This window comes from Cyanobium sp. FACHB-13342 (assembly GCF_014697415.1).
Taxonomy (GTDB): Bacteria; Cyanobacteriota; Cyanobacteriia; order PCC-6307; family Cyanobiaceae; genus Cyanobium_A.
This window is the reverse complement of record NZ_JACJRT010000007.1, coordinates 27,703-49,585: the sequence shown is the minus strand read 5'-3', so window position 1 is coordinate 49,585 and position 21,883 is coordinate 27,703. Positions and strand designations below refer to the sequence as shown.

At 71.0% G+C, this 21,883-nt stretch carries 17 protein-coding genes; 6 read left to right on the top strand and 11 right to left on the bottom strand.

The window, feature by feature from the left end:
• Positions 1 to 23 precede the first annotated feature (23 nt).
• Together H6G16_RS03920 and H6G16_RS03915 are read left to right on the top strand one after the other, a co-directional pair.
• Positions 24 to 7,385: a type I polyketide synthase gene (locus H6G16_RS03920; RefSeq protein WP_190389014.1), complete on the top strand. Its 7,362-nt coding sequence runs from the start codon at positions 24 to 26 to the stop codon at positions 7,383 to 7,385.
• Positions 7,382 to 8,626: a glycosyltransferase family 2 protein gene (locus H6G16_RS03915; RefSeq protein ID WP_190389013.1), complete on the top strand. Its 1,245-nt coding sequence runs from the start codon at positions 7,382 to 7,384 to the stop codon at positions 8,624 to 8,626. Before H6G16_RS03920 ends, H6G16_RS03915 begins: the two co-directional genes overlap by 4 nt.
• Here the strand turns inward: H6G16_RS03915 and H6G16_RS03910 are convergent.
• Positions 8,616 to 9,176 (bottom strand): SRPBCC family protein, encoded by a 561-nt coding sequence (locus H6G16_RS03910; RefSeq protein WP_190389012.1) that lies wholly within the window; start codon positions 9,174 to 9,176, stop codon positions 8,616 to 8,618. The two genes, H6G16_RS03915 and H6G16_RS03910, sit on opposite strands and share 11 nt — an antisense overlap.
• A 33-nt stretch (positions 9,177 to 9,209) precedes the next feature.
• Here H6G16_RS03910 and H6G16_RS03905 point away from each other — a divergent pair, with 33 nt between their 5' ends.
• From H6G16_RS03905 to H6G16_RS03895, 3 genes are read left to right on the top strand one after another with little or no spacing between them, the layout of a single operon-like run.
• Positions 9,210 to 10,334, top strand: coding sequence for a hypothetical protein (locus H6G16_RS03905; protein WP_190389011.1), 1,125 nt, complete (start codon positions 9,210 to 9,212; stop codon positions 10,332 to 10,334).
• A complete protein-coding gene (locus H6G16_RS03900; protein WP_190389010.1) occupies positions 10,331 to 11,827 on the top strand; it encodes a cytochrome P450 in 1,497 nt (498 codons plus the stop codon). The genes H6G16_RS03905 and H6G16_RS03900 overlap by 4 nt, the downstream gene beginning before the upstream one ends.
• Complete coding sequence (locus H6G16_RS03895) at positions 11,824 to 12,015, top strand: hypothetical protein (protein ID WP_242036157.1); 192 nt, start codon at positions 11,824 to 11,826, stop codon at positions 12,013 to 12,015. The genes H6G16_RS03900 and H6G16_RS03895 overlap by 4 nt, the downstream gene beginning before the upstream one ends.
• Here H6G16_RS03895 and H6G16_RS03890 read toward each other — a convergent pair.
• Positions 11,984 to 13,231, bottom strand: a complete 1,248-nt coding sequence (locus H6G16_RS03890) for an MFS transporter (protein WP_242036156.1) — start codon at positions 13,229 to 13,231, stop codon at positions 11,984 to 11,986. The genes H6G16_RS03895 and H6G16_RS03890 overlap by 32 nt on opposite strands.
• A 66-nt stretch (positions 13,232 to 13,297) precedes the next feature.
• On the opposite strand from H6G16_RS03890, the gene H6G16_RS03885 reads away from it, so the two are divergent.
• Positions 13,298 to 15,025 carry an alpha/beta hydrolase gene (locus H6G16_RS03885; RefSeq protein WP_190389008.1) on the top strand — a complete coding sequence of 576 codons (1,728 nt, stop codon included), beginning with the start codon at positions 13,298 to 13,300 and terminating at the stop codon, positions 15,023 to 15,025.
• Positions 15,026 to 15,031: 6 nt separating this feature from the next.
• Here the strand turns inward: H6G16_RS03885 and H6G16_RS03880 are convergent, their stop codons facing one another.
• From H6G16_RS03880 to ruvC, 9 genes are all read right to left on the bottom strand, one after another.
• Positions 15,032 to 16,063, bottom strand: coding sequence for an ABC transporter permease (locus H6G16_RS03880; protein ID WP_190389007.1), 1,032 nt, complete (start codon positions 16,061 to 16,063; stop codon positions 15,032 to 15,034).
• Complete coding sequence (locus H6G16_RS03875; RefSeq protein ID WP_347238782.1) at positions 16,060 to 17,682, bottom strand: ABC transporter substrate-binding protein; 1,623 nt, start codon at positions 17,680 to 17,682, stop codon at positions 16,060 to 16,062. The genes H6G16_RS03880 and H6G16_RS03875 overlap by 4 nt, the downstream gene beginning before the upstream one ends.
• Before the next feature lie 25 nt (positions 17,683 to 17,707).
• On the bottom strand, positions 17,708 to 17,920 hold the full coding sequence (locus H6G16_RS03870) for a hypothetical protein (protein WP_190389006.1): 213 nt from the start codon (positions 17,918 to 17,920) through the stop codon (positions 17,708 to 17,710).
• Between the two features lie 285 nt (positions 17,921 to 18,205).
• Complete coding sequence (locus tag H6G16_RS03865; protein WP_190389005.1) at positions 18,206 to 19,516, bottom strand: homoserine dehydrogenase; 1,311 nt, start codon at positions 19,514 to 19,516, stop codon at positions 18,206 to 18,208.
• A gap of 27 nt (positions 19,517 to 19,543) precedes the next feature.
• Positions 19,544 to 19,993, bottom strand: a complete 450-nt coding sequence (locus H6G16_RS03860) for a SufE family protein (RefSeq protein WP_190389004.1) — start codon at positions 19,991 to 19,993, stop codon at positions 19,544 to 19,546.
• Positions 19,993 to 20,550 (bottom strand): hypothetical protein, encoded by a 558-nt coding sequence (locus H6G16_RS03855; RefSeq protein ID WP_190389003.1) that lies wholly within the window; start codon positions 20,548 to 20,550, stop codon positions 19,993 to 19,995. Before H6G16_RS03855 ends, H6G16_RS03860 begins: the two co-directional genes overlap by 1 nt.
• 7 nt (positions 20,551 to 20,557) lie before the next feature.
• On the bottom strand, positions 20,558 to 20,734 hold the full coding sequence (locus H6G16_RS03850) for a hypothetical protein (protein WP_190389002.1): 177 nt from the start codon (positions 20,732 to 20,734) through the stop codon (positions 20,558 to 20,560).
• Between the two features lie 69 nt (positions 20,735 to 20,803).
• Positions 20,804 to 21,394 (bottom strand): 5-formyltetrahydrofolate cyclo-ligase, encoded by a 591-nt coding sequence (locus tag H6G16_RS03845; protein ID WP_190389001.1) that lies wholly within the window; start codon positions 21,392 to 21,394, stop codon positions 20,804 to 20,806.
• Positions 21,391 to 21,864: a crossover junction endodeoxyribonuclease RuvC gene (ruvC, locus tag H6G16_RS03840; protein WP_190389000.1), complete on the bottom strand. Its 474-nt coding sequence runs from the start codon at positions 21,862 to 21,864 to the stop codon at positions 21,391 to 21,393. The genes H6G16_RS03845 and ruvC overlap by 4 nt, the downstream gene beginning before the upstream one ends.
• Positions 21,865 to 21,883 lie beyond the last annotated feature (19 nt).

Here is a 21,883-nt window from a genome sequence, read left to right as displayed (position 1 = left end):
ATGGGACTGGTCTGAACGCCCCGATGCCCGAACCGATTGCCATTGTGGGGATCGGCTGTCGGCTCCCTGGAGGGATCGAGGGCCCGGAAAGCTTCTGGGAATTTCTGCGGGACGGGCGCGACGCGATCCGGGAGGTGCCCTCCGATCGCTGGGACCTCGACCTCCATTACAACCCCGATCCTGTCCATCCCCTCACCCAGCACGTTCGCCAGGGGGGCTTCGTGGAGGGCATCGACCTGTTTGATGCGGCCTTTTTCGGCATCACGCCCCGAGAGGCGGTGTGCATGGATCCCCAGCAACGGCTGTTGCTGGAGGTGGCCTGGCGGGCTCTGGAGGATGGGGGTCAGCCCCTGGAGCAGGTGCGCGGCAAGGCCGTCGGGGTGTTCATGGGGATCTCCAGCGCTGACTACAGCTCCCTGCTCTGGGCTTCGCGGGAGCGCTACGCCACTCCCGATAACGAGCCCTTTGTGCTGCCGGGAAACACCGGCTGTATCGCCGCCAACCGGCTCTCCTATTTCTTCGATTTCAAGGGGCCCAGCTTCACGGTGGATACGGCCTGCTCCTCTTCCCTGGTGGCGGTGCATCTGGCTTGCGAGAGCCTCTGGCGGGGGGAATCCGAGGCCGCCCTGGCCGGGGGCGTGCAGGCCCTGATTCATCCGGGCATCCAGATGAGCTTCTGCAAGGCCGGCCTGTTGGCACCGGATGGGCGCTGCAAGAGCTTTGACGCCAGCGCCGATGGTTACGTGCGTTCGGAGGGGGCCGGAGTGGTGATGCTCAAGCCCCTGGCCGCGGCCGTGGCGGCGGGCGATCCGATCTACGCGGTGATCCACGGCTCGGCCGTCAATTCCGATGGCCGCAGCAACGGCATGGTGGCCCCCAATGTGAGGGCCCAGATCGCCTGTGTGCGGGAGGCCTTTGCCCGGGCAGGCATTGACCCGGCCGCGACCCAGTACGTGGAGGCCCATGGCACGGGCACCCGCCAGGGGGACCCGATTGAACTGCGGGCCCTGGGAACGGTGCTGGGGGAGGGCAGGCCCGAGGGGGAGGCCTGTCGGGTGGGTTCGGTGAAGACCAACCTGGGCCACTCGGAAACTGCCGCCGGCATTACCGGCCTGATCAAGGCCGCCCTGTGTGTGGCCAAGCGGCAACTCCCCCCCAGCCTCCACTGCCGGCGTCCCAATCCCTCGATCGACTTCGCCGGCCTCAAGCTGCAGGTGCAGACCACCCTCGAGCCCTTCCCCCATCCGGACCGGGCGCCGGTGGTGGGGGTGAGTTCCTTTGGGTTTGGCGGCACCAATGCCCATGTGGTGCTGGCCGATGCCCCCCAGCAGCCGGCCCCGATGCGGTTCGGCGCGCGCATGCCCCTGCAGCTGCTCACGCTGTCGGCCCGCACACCCGAGGCCCTGGCCTGCATGGCGCGGGATCTGGCCAGGCAGTTGCAGGCCAAACCCTCCCTCAAGCTCGCCGATCTGGCCGCCTCCGCCAACCTGGGTCGCACCGGCTTCCGGCACCGCTCGGTGTGCCTGGCCCACGACCACGCCCAGTTGCTGAGCCAGCTTCAGGCCCTGGCCAGTGGGCGGAGTCCCCTCCCCGATGGTGTGACGCGCGCCACCGCATCGCGGCGGCCCGGCAAGCTGGCCTGGCTCTTCACCGGCCAGGGGTCCCAGGCCCTCGGCATGGGGCGGGAGCTGCTGGAGCACCCCACGTTCCGGGATGCTTTTGAGCGGGTGGCCGTCCTGCTCGATCCCCAGCTGGAGACGCCGCTGCGCGACCTGGTGGTGCCCCAGGCGGGCCATGAGGCCCAGGCCGCAGCCCTCTTGAATCAGACAGGGGCTGCCCAGCCGGCTCTGTTTGCGGTGGGCTACGCCCTCAGCCAGCTCTGGCAGAGCTGGGGTGTGCGCCCCGATCTGTTGATGGGCCACAGCATTGGGGAGGTGCTGGCTGCCCACTTGGCCGGGGTGTTCTCCTTGGAAGACGCCTGTCGCCTGGTGGCGGCCCGTGGGCGTTTGATGCAGGCCTTACCGCCCTCGGGCGGCATGGTGGCGCTGCTGGCTCCCTTGGAGCGGGTGCAAGCGCTGATGGCTCGCCATCCCGCGATGCGTGTGGCGGCGTACAACGGCCCTGCCAACACCGTGGTGGCTGGCCCGAGCGCCGCCCTGCGGCAACTGCTGGCTGAGGCGGAAGCGGCCGGACTCCACGCCCGCCAGCTGGCGGTGTCCCATGCCTTTCACACCGAGGCGATGGCTCCGATGTTGGAAGCCTTCGAGCGCGAATTACGGCAGCTGGCCTTTGCGCCGCCCAGCAAGCCGCTGGTGAGCAACCTCACCGGTTTGCTGGCTGGGGCCGAGGTGGCCCAGCCCGACTACTGGTGCGATCAGGTGCTCAGCCCGGTGCGCTTTGCGGAGGGGGTGGCCACCCTCGTGTCCCAGGGGGCCCAGGTGTTTTTGGAGATTGGGGCCCGCCCCACCCTGATCGGCATGGCCCGTCAGTGCGTCCAGGAGCCCGCCTTCAGTTACTGGCCTTCCCTGGTGCCTGGGCAGTCCGATTGGGAGGTGATCTACGCCAGCCTCGGCGGCCTCTGGCGCAGTGGCTTCGCCGTTGACTGGGCGGGGTTCCACCGCCCCTACCCCTTCCGGCGAGTCAGCTTGCCCGGCTACCCCTTTGAACGGCAGCGTTATTGGTGGAACCGGGAGGGCGAAGCCTCGGCTCCGGCCAGCTCCTGGCTCCACCATCTCGGTCTCACCGGCCCGGCCAGTGCGGCCCTGCGGCCGGTTGCGGCGGCGCCCTCCCGTGGCCTGTCCGCCGCCGCCGGCTCCTTCAGCCGGCTGGATCTTCCTGGGGATGTGGAGGTGTATCAGGCCCTGTTGGGCCAGCAAGGCACGGATCTGGGCGATCACCGCATTCGCGGCCAAGTGGTGTTCCCCGCTGCGGGCTTCCTCACGGCGGCGCTGGCGTTGCTGGAGCAGGCCGGGCAGCCTCTGCGGCTGGGGTCGATGCGCCTCGATCAACCGCTGAAGCTGGCCGGCGACGGCACCACCGTGCGGCTGCAGTGTCACCGGCGGGCCGATGGCCTCACCTTCCACAGCCGCCCGGATGGGCCGGAGACCTCCCCTTGGCAGCGTCATGGGGAGGTGGCCCTGGAGGGGGCCCCATCGGCAGAGCCGCCCTTCCCCCTGACCCAGCCCCCGGCGTCGTCGACGTCGGTGCAACTGGCAGGGTTCTATGGGGCCCTGGCACAAGTTGGTCTGAATTATGGCCCCACCTACCGGGGCCTGCGGCAGCTGCAGCTGGCCGATGGCCAAGCCTGGGCGGAGCTGGAGCGTCCGGAGGGGGGCCAGGACCGGGGCCTGCTGGACAGCTGTTTTCAGGCCGTGGCCGTGTTGTTGGATCCCGCGGCGCGGGAGGGGCAGCTTCTGCTGCCGGTGGGACTGGAGGAGCTGTGGCTGAAGGCCTTGCCCCTGCCCGATCGTCTGCACTGCCAGGTGCAGCTCCAGCCCAGCCAGGAGCCGGCCTTTGTCCTGGCCAACCTGGTGCTCCACGACGGCACCACCCCCTTGGGCTGGATCCGGGGATTCCGGCTGCGGCGTCTGCCGCGCCAGGCCCTCGACTGGCTCTTCCCCCTGCCGGAGGCGGAGCCCGACCCTGGCCCCCAGGACTGGCTGCTGGAAACCGACTGGCAAGAGGCTCCGGCGCTCGAGCCCCTGCCCCAGTCCGGCGGGGAACCGCTCTGTTTCACGGGCGGCGCGCCTATCCCCCCGGGGCCGGAGCCCCTGCTGCTCTGGCCCGATCTCACTGGGCCTGCCCTGGCCCTGGAGGATCTGGCGGCGGAGCTGCTCGGTTGGGCCCAGCAGCTGGCCGGGGCACCGGCCCGACCAGTGTGGCTGGTGCTGCAGGGGGGTGGCCCCCTGGCGGCTGGCATGGCGGCCTTTGCCCGCTCGGCCGCCCTGGAGCAGCCCGCCCTGGGCTGGACCGTGTTGCACCTGGCCGATGGCACCCCTCCGGCCGCGGCGGACTGGCCGGGCCTGCTCGCCCTCGGGGAGCGGGAGCCCTTGCTGGCCTGGCGGGATGGTCGGGCCTGGGTGCAGCGCCTCCAGCCCCTGGCCGACGCCCCCTTCCGCCTGGAGAGCGGTGCCCTCGGCAGCCTGGAAACCCTGCGGGCCCTTCCCCTGCAGCGACGCTCTCCGGGGCCTGGCGAGTTGGAACTGGCGGTGGAGGCCACGGGCCTCAATTTCCGCGATGTCTTGAATGCCCTGGGGCTGCTGGCGGGCTACAGCCGGGAGCTCGGCATGGACGCCGAGGCCCGCCTGCCCTACGGCGGCGAATGCGTGGGCCGGGTGGTGGCGGTCGGCCCCGGAGTGGATCCAGCCCTGGTGGGCCAGCGGCTGCTGGCGGCCCTGGCGGTGGGCAGCCTGGCCAGCCACGTGGTGTGCCGTGCCGCCCTGTGCGTCCCCCTGCCCGCGGCCCTCGATCCGGCCCTGGGGGCCAGCGTCAGCACGGCCTTCCTCACAGCGATCTACGGCCTCCAGACCCTCGCCCAGTTGCGCCCGGGCGAGACCGTGCTGATCCATGCGGCCGCCGGTGGGGTCGGCCAGGCCGCCCTGCAGGTGGCTCGCCGCTGCGGCGCTCGGGTGCTCGCCACGGCCAGTGCGGCCAAACAGGCGGCCCTGCTGGAGCAGGGGGTGGAAGCGGTGTTCGACTCCCGCAGCCTCGCCTTCAGTGAGCAGGTGCGGGCCGCCACCGGCGGCCGCGGCGTGGATGTGGTGCTCAACAGCCTCAAGGGCGACTGGGTGGAGGCAAGTTTTGCCGCCCTGGCCGACGGCGGCCGCTTTGTGGAGCTGGGCAAGATCGAGATCTGGAGTCGGGAGGAGGCGGCCCAGCGTCGGCCCGATGCCGCCTACCTGCCCTTCGACCTGCTGGAGGTGGCCGCGGCTGACCCCTCCCTGGTGCGGGGCCTGCTGGTGGAGCTGCTGACCGACCTCGAGGCCGGTCACTACGCGCCGATCCCGTTGCAGGCGTTTCCGATCGAGCGCAGCGTGGAGGCCTTCCGGCTGATGGCCCAGGCCCGGCATGTGGGCAAGGTGGTGATCACCCAGCCGGAGCGGCCGGCAGCCTGGACGATCCGCCCAGAGGCCACCTATCTGGTGACCGGTGCCTTTGGCGGCATCGGTCAGCAGCTGAGTCTCTGGTTGGCAACTCAGGGGGCCCGCTCGTTGGTGCTGCTGGGCCGGCGGCCCGATCCCCAGCTCGTTCAGCAGCTCCAGAGCCAGGGCGTCGACTGTGAGTCCCTGGCTTTCGATCTGGCGGCCGATCCGCCGGAGCAGCTGGCTGCGGCCCTGCGGGGCAAGCCCCTGGTGGGGGTGTTCCATGGGGGGGGCCTGCTGGATGACGGCCTGTTGGAGGGGCAGACTCCGGCCCGGCAGGCCGCGGTGATCGCCCCCAAATGGGGCGGCTGGCAGCGGTTGGAGCAGGCCTGCCGCCTGGCTGACTGCCGGCCGGAGTTTGGGGTGGCCTTCTCTTCGATGGCCGCTCTGCTCGGCTCGCCGGGGCAGACCAGCTACGCCATGGCCAATGGGGCCCTCGATGGCTTGGCCGCATCCACCACCCACTCGGCCTGGCCGCTGCTCTCGCTGCAGTGGGGTCCCTGGGGCGGTGCCGGGATGGCGGAGGGTCTGGAGCGCCGATTCGCGGCTTTGGGGGTGGGCTTGCTGCCTCCCGCCCAGGCTTTGGAGGCCCTGGCCCTGCTGCTGGAGCGGGGGCGACCGGGATGCGTGGCCGTGCTGCATAACGACTGGCCCAAGCTGGCGGCCCAGCTCGGCAGCCGCCAGTCGGCCGTGCTGCAGCCCTTGCTCAAGGCGGCCGCCACCGCCGACGAGGGGGCCGAGGGGGAGGCCCTGCGCCAGCAGCTCGCCCAGGTCGACGACGACCAGCGCCTGGCCCTGGTGGTGGAGCTGCTGCAGCAACGCCTGGCCACCGTGATGGGCCTGGAGGATGCCCGCAGCCTGGATCCCGGCGACTCCCTCTTCCACATCGGCCTGGATTCGCTGATGGCGGTGGAGCTGGCGGCCGGCATCCAGCGCGACCTGGGGGTGAAGCTGGAGCTGGAATCCCTGGCCGGTGATCCCACGATCGAAGCCCTGGCCGCCGTGTTGCTGGAGGCCCTGGTGGATCCCAAGGCTGGGGCGGAGCGGGTGCTGGACCTGGGCCGGGAAGCGCAGTTGGCGCCCCACTGGAGCCTGCCGGACGCAGCTCCTTCTGCAGAATCCCCCCCTGGGGCGGCGATTCTGCTCACCGGTGCCTCCGGCTTCCTGGGGGCCTACCTGCTGGCCGGCCAGTTGCAGCGCTGGGAGCGGCTGCAGGTGCGCTGCCTGGTGCGGGCCAGCGACCCCGCCCAGGGTGTGGCCCGGATCCAGGCCAACCTCGACCACTACGGCCTCTGGCAGGACAGCTGGAGCAACCGATTGGTGGCGGTGCCCGGGGACCTGGCCCAGCCCCGCTTCGGCCTCTCGGAGTCGGCCTTGGCCGGATTGGCCCAGGGCCTGGGCGGGATCCTGCACAACGGGGCCCAACTCAGCCAGATGGCCCCCTACAGCCAGCTGGAGGCCGCCAACGTGGGCGGCACCCAGACCATGCTTGACCTGGCGGTCCACCCCGCCGCCGGTGGCCCGGTGCCCGTGCAGCTGATCTCCAGCGTGGCGGCCTTCGAGGCCGCGGCCTACCGCAACCGGGAGGTGCTCGAGAGCGACGACGTGGCCGAGTGGCGCGGCATCCATGTGGGCTACTCCCAAACCAAATGGGTGAGTGAGCGGCGGGTGCTGGCCGCCGCCGCCGCCGGCCTGCCGGTGACGGTGTACCGCCCGCCCCTGATCGGCGGTCACTCCCAAACCGGTGCCTGGCACCAGGACGACCTGCTGCACCGGCTGCTGCGGGGCTGCCTGGCCCTGGGCATGGCTCCGGATCTGCCCTGGGAGCTCGATCTGGTGCCGGTGGATTACGTGGCCGATGCGGTCACGGCCCTGGCCTGGATGCCGGAGGCGGTGGGACGCAACGTTCACCTGCAACATCCCGAACCGATGCTGCTGGCCGATCTGCTCGGCAACCTGATCGAGCGCGGGGCGCCGCTGGAGCTGGTGTCGATGGAGCGGTGGCTGGAGGCGATCGCCGGCGATCCCGCCAATCCCCTCTACGGCATCCGCACCTTCTTCGTGCGGCGTTGGGGCGACGAACAGCTCACCTACCCCGAGCTCAACCAGGCCGGGGTGCGGGCGCGACCGAGCTGCCGAGCCACGGTAGAGCTCCTGGCGGCCCGGGGCGTGCGCTGCCCGGGCTTCGAGGCCCTGATTGGCCCCTATGCCCGCAGCCTGATCACCGGTGTGACCTCGCTTTGAGCGGCTTCACCGCTGCCTCCTTGGGGCTGGCTGCTGCCCTGCTGGCCACCCTGGGCTTGCAACTGTTGCTCACCTTGGCGTTTGCCCTGGTGGTGTGCCGTCGCCTGGCCCGCCGTCCCCAGCTGGCCCTGCCGGCACCGCCGGCGGAGGTGGTGCTGTGCCTGCGGGGCGCCGATCCAAGCCTGGCTGAGGCCCTGGCGGCCCTGGCCGCCCAGACCTATCCGGGCCCCTGGCGGTTGCTGGTCGTGGTGGATTCCCGGCAGGATCCGGCCTGGCCCCTGGCGGAACAGCAGATTGCCCGGTTGGAGAAGGGGGGGCTGGCCCGCTGGCAGGGCGCCCGGTTGATCCCCCTGGCTGGCATGCCGGAGGCGGGATCGCTCAAAAGTGCGTCGCTGCGTCAGGCCTTCGGCGCGCTGCACGGGGCCACGGAGCTGGTGGCGTTGGTGGATGCCGATGCGGTGGTGGCTCCCGGTTGGCTCGAGGCCCTGGCGGCGGGTTGCGCCCAGGCTGGCGTAGGGGCCGTGTCCGGCAACCGTTGGTATGCCCCCGCCCAGGGCAGCCCGGCCGGGATGGTGCGCGCCATCTGGAACGGCGGCGCCCTGGTGCTGATGACCCTGCTGGGGATTCCCTGGGGGGGCTCCCTGGCGGTGCGGCGCCAGTTGATCGAGCCCACGGGCTGGCGCGATGTGCTCTCCACCAGCCTGTGCGAAGACACGGCCCTGCCGGCCCCCCTGGCCCGCAGCGGCTGGCGCTACGAATTCCGGCCAGAGTTGATTGCCCTCGACCGGGAGGATGGCATCGCCCTGCGGCCGCTGCGCCGTTGGATCAGCCGTCAGCTGCTCACCGCGCGGCTCCACCATCCGGCCTGGCCCCTGGTGGCCCTGCATGGGCTGGGCACCTGGCTGCTGCTGTTGGTTGCGCTGGCGGCCCTGCTGGCGGCCCTGCTGCAGGGCCAGCTGGCCGCCGCTGGGGTGCTGTTGGCGGCGACGTTGGCTTACGAACTGGGCTGCGTGGCCCTGCTGGTGCTGATCGAGGCGGTGGCCTCCCGGGCCCTGAGGCCCCTGGCAGAGGGCTTACCCCGGCCGGGGCTGGCCGAGGCCAGGCGGCTGCTGCGTTGGCTGCCCCTGGCCCAATGGGTCTATGGCCTGGCCACCCTGCGGGCGGCCCTGGCCCGGCGGGTGGAGTGGCGCGGGGTGCACTATCGGGTGGAGGGCCGCGGCGTGCGGCCGCTCAGCCCTTGACCATCTGCTGGGCCAGGATTTGCATCGATTGGCGCAGGTTGGTTTCGGTGAGGTTGTAATACGTGCCCAGCAGGAAGCCGGGGATCTGGGGCACCACCTGGATCTGGTGCTTCACCAGCACACCGCCCTTCACCGGGGTGATCGTCCAGCTGCCCTGGAGCTGCTTGATGCGGTCGCCACTGATCAGGGCATAGCTCATTTTGCTGGGGGGCGTTTCCTGCACCTGCAGGCGCGCCTTGATGCTCAGGCCAAAGGTGTAGGGGGCTTTGTAGGTCTGGGCCAGTTCGAGGTTGCGGCCGCTGCGGCTCACCACCCTGGCCTGTTGGATGTCGGGCATCACGCCGGCCATGGATTCGTAGTTGGTGAGCACGGCCCAGGCCTTGGGGGCTGAAACCGGCACCATGACCGAGGCGGTGTACTGGCCCTGTTGACCGGAGAGGGTCACCCGGGAAGCGGGGCTGGCGGCCAGCAAGGGCAACGCCTGTAGGGTTGCCAGGAAGCCAACCGTGATCGGGAGACTGCGTCGTTGCAGCAGGCGGGTCGCGACCACGGCGTTCCAGGCGATACGGCCATTGTTGACCAGATGTGCCCGCGACGGCGGGTGTACTTCCTCAGCGGCTTCGATCCCCGCGGGGCCAGTTTTTATTACCGCCTCTTCGCCGAGCAGGTGCGGCAGCTGAAGCGGCGCAGTGGCCGCAGGCTGCAGGTGAGCCATCGCCGCGGCCAGCAGGTGGATCGACTGATCAGCCGCTGGCAGGTGCGTGAGCTGGGGGGCGCTGATCTCGACTTCTGTTTTCTCCATTGGGATGACATCGCGCGGGCCCACTGGCCGAGGAATCCGCTGGTGCTGCTCCGCGACGGGGTTGGGATCTACGCCTGGTACCTGTTTGGAGGTGGTTATCGCACCATGCGGCGCTGGTCTCCCCGGGTGGCGCTCTGTGGGCTGTATCCCACGCTGTACGTCGGCACGGCGTTGCTGCTGCTGGCCTTGCTCTGCGCTGGGCTAGGGCTGCTGGGCGGCCTGTTGGCGGTGCCTGACCCGCTGGTGTGGATCCTGCAGCTGGCTTTGGTGGGTCTCGGCGGTTGGCAGGCCTGGCGCTTGGCGGAGGCCCTCGGCGTGGTGTGGCTGTTCCGCTCGATTCGTTTCACCCATCGGCTGGGCCAGGCCCGCGACGGCGATCTGCGCCAACGGGTGGCGGAGTTGGCGGCGCGGATCCTGGAGCTGGAGGCGGCCGATCCGGCGGGCCAGGTGTGGCTGATGGGCCACAGCAGCGGCTCCTTTGTGATGGCGATGCTGGCCGCGGCGCTGCGCCGCCAGGGCGCCGACCAGACGTTGTCGGGGCGGCTGCAGCTGCTCAGCCTGGGTCAGAACCTGGCCAACCTGGCGGTGCATGGCAAGGCCCAGGCCTTCCATGCCGATCTGGCCCTGCTGGCCCAGGAGCCGCGCCTGCCCTGGCGGGACATCACCTCCCGCGACGACTACCTCTGCTTCGCGGCGGTGGACCCGTACCAAAGCTGCGGCGTGCCCCGCGCTGGCGCCGGGGCCTACCCGGAGCTGCAACTGATGCCCCTGGCCCAGCGCCAGGGGCTCACCAGCTTGGGGGCCTTGCTCAGCCACCAATTTGATCTGCATTTCGAATACCTGCGCACCGCCGATCCGGCGCGCAGCGGTGGTTTCGACCTAATCGAGGCTTTGCTGGCGCCATGAGTGATGAACCGATCTATCCCCATCCGGAGCCCTACACCCCCAATTTTCTGCGCCGCATTCGCCGGGGTCTGTATTCCTGGTTTGGCCTGCTGAATGAATGGGATTTCCGCATCCCGGTGGGGGCCCTGCGGTTCATGGGCCTCAACCTGCTGCTGGTGAATGAGCCCACGGCGGTGCGCCAGGTGATGGTGAGCGCGGTGGAGGATTTTCCCAAGCACCCCTACACCCTCTGGATCCTGGAGCCGCTGATCGGCCGGGCAATCTTCTCGGTGAATGGCGCGGAGTGGGCCCAGCAGCGGCGCCTGGTGGATCAGGCCTTCCAGGTGGCCCAGCTGCAGCGGGTGTACCCCCAGATGGAGGGGGCCGTGGCGGCCAGCCTGGTCCGGCTGGAGGCCCAGGTGGATGAAGGCCCCATCGACGCCGACGCCGAGATGACCTTGGTGACGGCCGATGTGATCGTGCGCACGATCCTGTCGCGGCCGTTGGAGGGTGAGGAGGCTGAGGCGATCTTCGCGGCCTTTGCCCGCTATCAGAAGCGGGCGGGTCGGGCCCTGATGCTGCGCTTCCTGCGGCTGCCGCGACAGCGCCTGCAGGCGTATCTGGCCACCCATGCCACGCCGATCCGCGCCTGGATCGCCGCCGCGATCGACAGGCGCCTCACTGCCCCCGCCGGCCAGAACGCCACTCCCAACGACACCCCCTCTCCCACCGATCTGCTGGATGCTTTGATCGCCGCCCGCGACCCCGACACGGGGGAGGGCTTCAGCCGTGACGGGCTGGTGGATCAGGTGTGCTTTCTGTTTCTGGCGGGCCATGAGACCTCCGCCAGTGCCCTCGGCATGGCGGTGTATCTGCTGGGCCGGTTTCCGGAGGTGCAACAGCGCCTGCGCGCTGAGGTGCTGCAGGTGCTGGGCTCCCGGGCCGGCGCGCCGGATCGGCCCCTGGGCTTCGAGGATCTGCGCCAGCTCAGTTACGGCGCCGCCGTGTTCAACGAGACGCTGCGGCTCTATCCGCCGGTGAGCTTCTTCATTCGGGAGTCCCAGGTCGACACGGAGCTGGCGGGCAGCCGCTGCCCGATGCGGGCCTTGGTGACCCTCTCGCCCTGGGTGATTCAGCGCCATGACCAGCACTGGAGTGAACCCAATGCGTTCCGGCCCGAGCGCTTCTTGACGGACACGCCTGGCGAAGCCAACAGCCCTGACGATCGCCGCTGGGCTCGCGACGCCTTCCTGCCCTATGGGCTGGGGCCACGCAAATGCCCGGGGGCGGCTTTTGCCCAGCAGGAGGCGCTGCTGGTGCTGGCCGAGCTGGTGCGTCGCTTTGAGGTGTTGCCGGATCCGGAGCACGAACCGGAGCTGGTGGCGCGACTCACCCTGCGCTCCCGCAACGGCATCCGGGTGCGGTTGGTGCGCCGCTCTCTCCGCTCGGAGTTGGCGCCGGAAGCCCCCCGCGTGGATGCCCCAGAATGGCAACAAAACCCGGTCCAGCCATGACGGCCCCCCAGCCCGAGTCCCACCCCCACGACTTTGAGGTCCAGAAGGAGCTGCATCAGAAAATCCGCAACGACCCCGACTACGACGACTGGGAATACGGCACCGAGCCCCTGCCCCATGAGGCCTGGGTGGCCAGGCAGGCCGCCCAGGATGGCGCTACTCCCCCGGAGCCACCGGCCTCGGCTTGAGCCGTTTCACCAGGTTGAGCCCCGCCAGGCAGAGCAGGGTCACCAGGATCCAGAAGCCGCCGGCATGCTGCTGGGCATCCAGGGCCAGTCCCGCCAGCAGCGGCGCCCCCAGGGCGCTGAGGGCAAAGCACTGGGAGAACAGGGCCATGGCCAGCCCCTGATGCTCCCGCGGGCTGAGCTCGATCACCGCTTCGGTGGCGATCGGCAGGAAGGCGGCTTCTCCCAGGGCGAGGGGCAGCTGGGCCAGGAGCACCAGCCACAGCCCCTGGCGGGTGAGGGCGGAAAAGGCCAGCAGCACCGTGCCCGCCGCAAAGCAGGCCAGGGCGAGCCCCAGCCCGTGGGCCACGGGCCGGCGGGCGAGGGCCTGACCCACCGGCCACTGGATCAGCACCAGCAGGCCCAGCTGCAGGCCGATCAGCAGCGCCCCCAGGCTTTCCGGCATGGCCGCCCGTTCCAGGCCGCCGCGCACCAGATCCAGGGGCAGGGCGCTCTGCATCAGGGCCGGCAGCGAGGTGGCCAGCAGGCTGATCGCCAGCACCGGCAGCAGCGGCGGCAGCCAGTCGCCCCAGGCGGCCTTGGCCGCCATCCCGTCGTCGTGGCGTTGGGGCCGCAGCAGGGGCCGGCGCAGCAGCAGGCACGCCACCGCGACGACGCAGCTGATATCGATCAGGTAGATCCCCCGCAGCTGTCCGGCCGCCGCCAGCAGCGCCCCCAGCAGGGCCCCGGTGGCGATGCCCGCCGCGTCGGCACTGCGTGCCAGGGCGTAGCCCCGGGCCGAAGGGATTGGCGACGGGCCGGCGTGACTGCCGAGCGGCACCGCCAGCTCCACCGCCGGCCAGTAGAGCCCGGCCGCGATGCCCAGCAGCAGCTGGCCCTGCACATACCCCCCGAAGCTGGCCGTGCCCACCAGCCGCAGGTCGCCCAGCACGGCCGCCACGGAGGCCAGCAGCACCGGGATCGAGCAGGCCAGGCCCCGATCCAGCAGGGCCCCACTGGCAAAGCGTCCCAGCGTGCCCGCCAGGGCCGCCAGGGCCAGCCCCTGGGTGACGGCCTGGGCGCTGAAGGCCTCCTGGTGGAACACGATCGGGGTGAGATACAGCACCCCTCCGGCCCCGATCGAGGCCACCAGCCGCACCAGGGCCACCTGGCGCAGGGCCGCCGGAAACTGGGCCAACCAGCCCGGCGCCGCAGGCCCGTCGCGTCGGGAGGGGATCAAGCAGGGTGGAGATCGGTTGGCCTGCAGTCTGCAGCTCGGGTCGCCAGAGGGGAGACTGGGGGCGTCATGGCTTCGGTTCAGCCCCTGCCCCTGCTCAAGCCCCCTCTGCGGCACAGGTGTCCGTTCCGGCTGGGGTGGCGCCGCCCAGCTGCCCGTGGGTTGGTGCTGGCGGCTGGTCTGCTGGCCCCCCTGCTGGCCCCCCTGCTGGCCCCAACTCCTGGCCAGGCCGCTGAGGAATTGCGGCTGCAGCTCGACGGGCTGGAGTTGCCGATCGATCTGGTGGAGCTGGAGGCCTGGGCGCGCCAGAGCGACCAGAACGGTCTGAATCGGGCCGCGTCCCAGGACCTGGCGGTGTGGCTGAACCTGCTGGAGCCCGGCAGGCGCCGCGATCTAGCCCGGCTGCTCCAGGCGCCCCTGCTGCGCGATCGCAGCTTCGGGGTGCAGCTGCTCAACAGCTGGACCGGTGAGCAGATGCTCCGGGAGGCCGGCACCCTGCTCACCATCACCGCCTCCCCAGGCCAGGGGCCCGGCCGCAGCACGGCGCCGCTGTTGCTCAGCAGCCTGCGCCAGCTCCTCCAGCGCCAGAACTCGATTTCCACCCTGGAGCTGCTCCGGGCCCTGCCAACGCCGAGCGTCACCCTGCGCATCGATGGGGCGCTGGAGTTGGCCAGCCAGTGGCGCCGTCAGTTGCAGCGCCAGAACGGTGCCCTGGCCCAGTTGCGCCAGTTGCCCCTGCCGCAGCGCAGCTCCAGGCCCCTCTCCTTCAGTGGATCCCAGCACCTGGCGAAGGGCCACCCGCCCCAGCGGCTCCAGTTGGCCGTGCCCCACCGGGTCACGCCCCTGCCGCTGGAGCTCTGGCCCAGCCAGCAGGCGCGCCGCGGGCCCTGGGTGCTGCTGATGCCAGGCCTGGGCGGGAGCCCCGACCAGCTCAGCTGGCTGGCGGCGGCCCTGGCGGATCGCGGCTGGCCCGTGCTGGTGGTGGAACATCCCGGCAGTGACCAGCAGGCGATCCAGGCTTCCCTGCTCGGCGATGCCCCCCCGCCCGGGGCCGAAACCCTGCCCCAACGCCTCGCTGATCTCCAGGCCGTGCTCGAGGCCCAACGGGAGGGGCAGTTGCCCCCCCTCGGGCCGGCGCCGTCGGGGGAGGCGGGGGTGGTGCTGATGGGCCATTCCCTGGGCGGCCTGGCGGCCCTGATGGGGGCGGGCCTGGTGCCGGAGCGGGGCCTGGGCCGCCGCTGTGAGCTCGCCCTTGCCTCCTTGCCCCTCACCAATCTGTCGCGGCTGCTGCAGTGCCAATTGCCCCGGGTCACCGGGGATGGGGCACCCAGCCAGGGCCCCCTGCCCCATGGGGGCGGGCTGCTGGGGGTCGTGGCCTTCAATGGTTTCGGCAGCCTGTTGTGGCCCTACCGGGGCCTGGAAGACCTCAACCTGCCGGTGTTGCTGGTGGGGGGTGGTCTCGATCTGGTCACCCCGCCGGAGCAGGAGCAGCTGGCGGTGTTTGCCCGCGCCCGCCATCCCCGCAGCCGGCTGGTGCTGGTGGAGGGGGCCAGCCATTTCTCGCCGGTGCGGGTCGACAACCGCGGCGAGGCCCTCTTCCGCCTCGGTCAAGACCTGGTGGGCATCGAGCCGCTCAAGGTGCAGGCCCTGCTGCTCAGCCTCACCAGTGAATTCCTCCAGGGCCTGGACCACCCCCTGCTGCTCTCGCCCCAGCGCCGCGACCAGGACGGCGTGCGCGCCTACGTGCTCGATCCCTCCCTGGCTCGCCGCTGGCGGGGGTTGCTGCCGGCACCTTGATGGCGTCTAGAACTGGATCCGCGGGTCGAGCACGGCCACCAACAGATCCACCACCACCGTGACCAGCACCACCAGGCCGGCCACCACCACCACGATCCCCTGCACCAGCGGGTAGTCGCGTTGGCCGATCGCCTCCTGCAACCGGAAGGCGATGCCGGGCCAGGAGTAGGTGACCTCGATCAGCAGGGCGCCGCCGATCAGGGACGCCACAGTGATGCCCGTGATCGTGAGCACCGGCAGCAGGGCGTTGGGGAGGGCATGGCGCAGCACCACCCGGGCCTCGCCGAGGCCGCGGCTGCGGGCCGCTTCCACGTAGTCGGAGCCGAGGGCGCGGCGCAGGTTGAGCCGCAGGGCATTGGCGAAGATGCCGCTCAGCAGCAGCCCCAGGGTGGCCGCCGGCAGCACCAGGTGACGCACGCTGCCTGCCAGCTGCTGCCACTGGCCGGTGGCCAGGCCGCTGCGGAAGCTGTCGAGCAGGTAGAAGCCCGTGCCTTCCGGCGGGAGCAGGGTGGGTGGGAAGCGGCCCCCCACCGGCAGCCAGCCCAGCCACACCGCAAACACCAGCTGCACCACCATCGCGGCCCAAAACGGCGGCAGGGCATAGGTGCCAATGCCATAGAGACGGCCAGCGAGGTCGAGCTTGCCCTCGGGGCGGGCGATGCCGGAGAAACCCACCGCCAACCCCACCACCGCGGCCAGCAGCAGGGCCACAACGCCCAGCTCGAGGGACGCCGGCAGGCTCTGGCGGATCAGGGCCGTGACCGGCTCCTGGTTGGTGAGGGAGGCCCCCAGATCCCCGTGCAGCAGCTTGCCCAGGAAGCTGCCGTATTGCTGCAGCAGGGGCTGATCCAGCCCCAGTTGGGCCCGCAGGGCCGCCCGGGCGCTTTCGGGGGCGCGGGTGCCGAGCAGGGCATCGATCGGATCGCCGGGGGCCAGCCGCAGCAGCAGGAACACCAGGCTGGAGATCAGCCACAACATCAGGGGCGCTAGGGCCAGGCGGGCGGCCAGGTAGCGCAGCAGGGTGCGGCGACGGCTCATGGCTTCCCCCGTTTGGTGTGCCGCAGCTCCTGGAGCAGCAACCGGCCGGAGCCATCGAAGCGGGGCTGGCTGACGCTGCGCTGGGCCCAGGCCCGCGGCGCCACCAGCCACACCGGCAGGTAGGGATTGGCCGCGGCGGTCTGGCGTTGGATGCGGCGCAGCAGGGCCGTGCGGGCCGGACCCGCCAGGGCGGCACTGCGCTGCAGCTCCTCCTGCAGCCCGGGCCGCGCCCAGAAGCTGCCGCTGGCGGCGGCGGCCCCCTTGCGGCAGCGATTCCCTTCGGCCTGGTCGCAGCCCAGCAGGGGCACCAGGTAGTTGTCGGCGTCGGGAAAGTCGCCCATCCACTCCAGCAGGATCAGGGGGAAGGCGCCCTCGCCCAGCTGGCGGTAGGCGGTGGTGGCCTCCATGCCGGTCACCTCCAGCTCCACGCAGTCGCCCAGATCCTGGCGCAGTTGGGCCTGCCAGGTCAGGGCAAACAGTTTGTCGGCCGGAATGTTGGAGCGGAAGGTGAGCGGCAGGGTCAGCCGTTTCCCCTGGCAATAGCCCGCCTGGCGGTAGAGCTGGCGGGCCTTGGCCGGGTTGTAGCCGGGCCAGGCCTGGGGGTCGGAGCCCTTGAGGCTGGGGGGCACCAGATCGCGCAGGGGCGGCCGTAGCCCCAGGGTGACCCGGCGGCTGATGGTGCCGCGATCCAGGCTGTAGGCCACCGCCTGGCGCAGGCGGGGATCGTTGAGCGGGGGCTGGTCGGTGAGCAGGGTGAGGTAGCCGATCTCCAGCGCCGGACCACTGCCCTCCCGCAGCTGGCCCTGGCTGGCCCGCCGCCGCAGGGAGGCCTGTTGGTCGATCTCCAGGCTGGTGGAGAGCAGCACATCCACCTCCCCGCTCTGCAGCGCCCCGTAGAGGGCGGTGGAGTTGCTCAGGGCCACCAGGTCGATGCCCCCGTTGGCGGGCTTGGCTCCCCAGTAGCCCTCAAACGGCTCCAGCCGCTGCTGCTGGTCGGTGAAGAAGCTGAGCCGGTAGGGGCCCGTGCCCACGAAGCGGTCGTTGAGGAAGGTTTTTTGGTGGCGTTGGTAGGCGGTGGGGGAGAGCGGCGTGAGGTTCACGGCGCTGAGCAGCTCGGCCAGGGCGCTGTAGGGGCGCTTGAGCGTGAGTTCGAGCGTGTAGGGCCCCACGGCCCGCGCGCTGCTCACTCGGTCGCCCAGCAGGTAGCTGAGCTTGCCGATCGCCAGGAAGCGCTCCAGGGTGAACACCATCGCCGCCGCGTTGAACGGCGTGCCGTCGTGGAAGCGCACGCCGCGGCGCAGCTCCACCCGGGCCGTGAGACCGTCGGCACTCAGAACCGGCAGGGCCACCGCCAGCCGGGGCTCCAGCGTGCCGCGGGCATTGATGGCGTAGAGGGGATCGCCGATGGCGCTCAGCAGCTGCATGGCGCCGAAGGTGTAAGCGCCGCCGGGATCGACCGTGTCGATGCGGTTCTTGCTGGCCACCACCAGCCGGTTGGGGCTGCCACTGCTGCCAGGGTTGGGGCGCGGCTGGCAGCCGGTGAGGGAGAGGGCGCCACCCAGGCCGGCCATCAGCAGGGCTGCGGCCAGTGTGGGATTCAGCCGCGGAGCGCGGGGCAAGGGGCGGCCATCAGATGGCGGCCATTCAAGACCGATGGGGGCGGGCAGGACGCACCTGCTGCAGGGAAATTTCAAACACTTCCGAACCCTGGCGGGCCAGGGGCCAGCGGCGCAGCCAGCAGCGGTCGTGGTGGTCGTCGATGCCGATCACCTGGTAGAGCTGCTCATCACTCTCGAGTTGCACGCAGGCGCCCTGGTGAAGGGCGGGGTTGGCACTGGAGCAGGTGGGGCCGGTCATAGGGGGATGACGAAGAACTGGGGGATCGGGGACGGGAAAGAACGGAAGCGCGACTCGAAATCTCTGAAATTGATGCTGCGAGGGATCAGACCTGGAGATTGTTTGTCTCGCTACAAACGGAGGCCCGGGTGTGGGGATCGCGACAGCGGCACGGAAGGGAGCGGGGCCAGACCTGGTTGATCCTTAAGGTTCTTTTCGGATTGTTCCGCCACTGTGGCCTGCCATGGGCCCCGCTGGCCAGTGGGTGGCGATTTGCAGACCTGATGGGGCTGATCAGATCCCGCCTTACAGGGTGCGCAGGCAGGCGGCCACGGCCTGCACGTCCGCCAGGGCTTCGATCGCGGCGAGGGCTTGGCGGAAGTTGGCCTCGCACACCTCGTGGGTGATCACCACGATCTCGGCATCGCCGGCGCTCTGGGTTTCGAACTGCACGATCGACTGGATTGACACCCCCGCTTCACCGAAGCAGGTGCCAATCGCCCCGATCACACCGGCCCGGTCGCTGGTGCGCAGGCGCACGTAGTTGCGGTGGCTGGTGACGGCGCTGTCCACCAGGCGGCAGGGGCGCCAGCTGCCCGCGGCCAGCAGGGGATCGAGGCGGGCGTTGCTGCCGTTGCCGGTGGCCTGGCGGATGCCAGCGATGTTCAGGATGTCGGCCACCACCGCCGAGGCGGTGGGCCCGGCGCCCGCCCCGGGGCCGTAGAACATCACCTGGCCCACCGGATCCCCCTCCACCAGGATCGCGTTGTTCACCCCGTTCACCCCAGCCAGGGGGTGGACTTTGGGCAGCAGGGTGGGATGGACCCGCACATCCAGCAGCTGCTCGGCCTGGCTGCCGGGCATGGCCTGGGCCACCGCCAGCAGCTTCACCACGTAGCCCAGCTGGGCGGCGTAGGCCACGTCGCGGGCGTCCAGGCGATCGATGCCTTCGGTGGGGATGGTGGCCCGGGGCACGCTGCCGCCGTAGGCCAGGCCCGCCAGGATGGCGATCTTGTCGGCGGCGTCCCCGCCCTGCACATCGGCGGCGGGATCGGCTTCGGCGTAGCCGAGGCGCTGGGCATCGGCCAGCACGTCGGCGTAGGCGGCACCCTCGGCCGCCATGCGGCTGAGGATGTAGTTGGTGGTGCCGTTGATGATGCCGCTCACCCGCTGGATGCGGTTGGCGCCCAGGGATTGCTTGAGCGGCTCGATGATCGGGATGCCACCGCCCACGGCCGCTTCGATCAGCACGTACACGCCCTGGGCGGCGGCGGCGGCGGCGATCTCTTCGCCGTAGCGGGCGATCACGGCCTTGTTGGCGGTCACCACCGGCTTGCCGGCGGCGATCGCCCGCAGGATCAGGCTGCGGGCCGGCTCCAGGCCACCCATCACCTCCACCACGATGTCCACCGCCGGGTCATCCACCACCGCCTCGGGATCGGTGCTGAGCAGCTCCGCCGCCAGCTCCACCGGCCGCGGCCGGGCCGGGTCGCGCACCGCCACCCGGCGCAGGGCCAACTCTCCCACCAGCGGATGGCGCCCGGAGGGGGTCGCCAGGATGCCGGCCACGCCCGCGCCCACCGTGCCGAGGCCGAGCAAGCCGATGCCGATGGTCATGCGCTGGGGGGTTGCAGTGCGGCGATCCTAGAAATCAGCTGGACCGGCCTCGGAGGTGGCGGCCAGCGCCTGGGCCTGGCTCTGCATCAACCGCAGGATGTTGAGGAAGCCGTTGGCCCGCGACGGGGTGAGGCTGGCCTGCAGCCCCGTGGCGGCGATGAAGGCCGGATCGATGCCCAGGGCCTGCTCCGGGGTCAGTCCCTCCAGGCCGGCGATCAGCAGGGCCAGCAGCCCCTTGGTGATGGCGGCGTCCGAGTCGCCGCGCCAGTGCAGCTTGCCGTCCACCAATTCCGCCACCACGAACACCTGAGAGACGCAGCCCTTCACCTGGAAGGCCTCGTGGCGGAATTCCGGGGGCAAGGGCTCGAGCTTCTTGGCCAGCCAGAGCACGTATTCGTAGCGCCGTTTGGGGTCGGCCGTGCCGGCCAGGCGCTCCACCATCTGGTCGAGGGCGGGGCTGCCGGTGGGGGCCACCATCAGCGGCGCCATCCCTTGGCCCGTTTCCAGCCCAGCAGACCGGTACAGCTCAACAGACCGGTCCAGCCCAGCAGCCCGCCGACCGCACAGAGGCCCAGCAGCAGGGGCGCCAGGCCGGATGGGGCCGTGCCGGAGGCAGCGGAACTGAGCCGGCCCCGAGAGGGAAGGCTGGAGGGGCTGGCCTCGGCGGTAGGCAGCTCCAGGTAGTCCCGGTGGCCCGGCCCCTGATCCACCTGCACTTCCCAGCTGGCCGTCGCGTTCTGGGGCAACCGGAAGCGCAGCTGGCCGCTGGCATCGGTGCGTCCCACCTCGATCGGCGTTCCCCCGGGGGGAATCAGGCGCACCACGGCATCGGCGGCGGGTTCGCCATTGCCGAAGCGGCTATCCAGCACCAACTGATCGGTGAGGCTGCTGAGCCGCTCCAGGCTGCTTTCGATGGCATGGCTGTGCACCGGAGCGGCAGACGCCAGCAGCAGGGCCGCTGCGCTGAGCCCGCTCGCCCGGCACGCCAGGGTGAGCGCCCTGCGCGGCAGAGCTGGGAAGGGTCGCAGGCTCATGGAGCGATCAGGAGGCTTTCCAGCGACTATCGCTGCTTTTGCCGGCCTGCACCATCCGCACCATCGAACTCACCATCATCGAGAGGGCGTCGCTGGTCTGGCCGCGATCCTGGAGTTCGGCCGCCAGCACCAGGTCGGGGGCCGAGGCACGGCTGCTGGGAACGCGGGAGGCGGACAGGTCCAAATCAGGGCCGGTGCAGTGCTTGGATCCTGGCAAACGGTGGGGCTGACTGCGCCTTCCATGAAGGCTTTGTCAACATCCGAGCCCGGCTCCGATCCAGACGGGCCCGTCCTCATCCAGCCAACCCTGCAGTGGGGCATCCCAGGGATCGCGGGGCAAGCGTTCCACCCGGCAGCCGCGGGGCAGCACCGCCAGGGCCGGCACCTGGGCCCAGCCGGGCGTCGCCCGCAGCCGGTCGTACCAGCCGCCGCCATAGCCCAGGCGGATTCCCGCGGCATCGCAGGCCAGGGCTGGAACCAACAACAGGCCGAGCTGCTCCGGTGCCAGCTCGCCGGCCCCGGGCACTCCGGCGGGGGCGGGGATGCCGCAGCCATCGGGCACCAGGGCTTGGCCGCTGCGCCAGGGGCGGTACACCAGCCGGGCCGCCGGATCGCCGGGGGCGGCGGTGATGGCTGGCAGGGCCAACTGGTGGGGCAGCAGGGCCTGCAGCGCGCCCAGGTCGACTTCGCCGGCCAGGGGCCAGTAGAGGCCCAGGTGGCGCCCGGGTGGCACCAGGGCAGGACAGTGCTTCCGGGCCTGGGCCTCGATGGCGGGCTGGGCCTGGGGCAGCAGGGCCAGGCGCCGGGCCCGGAACTGCTGGCGCAGGCTGGCTTTGGCGCTCATCGCTGGAACCAGCCGGTGAGGGCGGCGGCGAGGGCGTCGGCGGCGTCGTCGGGGCGGGGCGGGGTGTCGAGGTTGAGCTCCCGCATCACCGCCTCGAGCACGTCGTCCTTCTGGGCGTGGCCATGGCCGGTGAGGGCCAGCTTGATCTGCATCGGCGGAAACTCCACCACCGGTACCTTGAGCCGCGCCAGGGTCATCATCAGCACGCCGCGGGCCTGCACCACCGAGATCGTGGTGCTGGAGCGGTAGAAGAAGAACTTCTCCACCACCGCCAGCTGGGGCTGCCAGGTGCGGACCAGCACCCGCAGGTCGCGGGCGATCTCCACCATCCGCTCCCCATCGCTGCGGCCCGGATCGGTGCGGATGATGCCGCAGTCGAGCAGGTGCTGGGCGCCGCCCTGGTGCTCCTCCACCTCGATCATCCCGTAGCCGACGCGGGCCAGACCGGGATCGATGCCGAGGATCCTCATGCGGGCCGGCGGCTGGGCA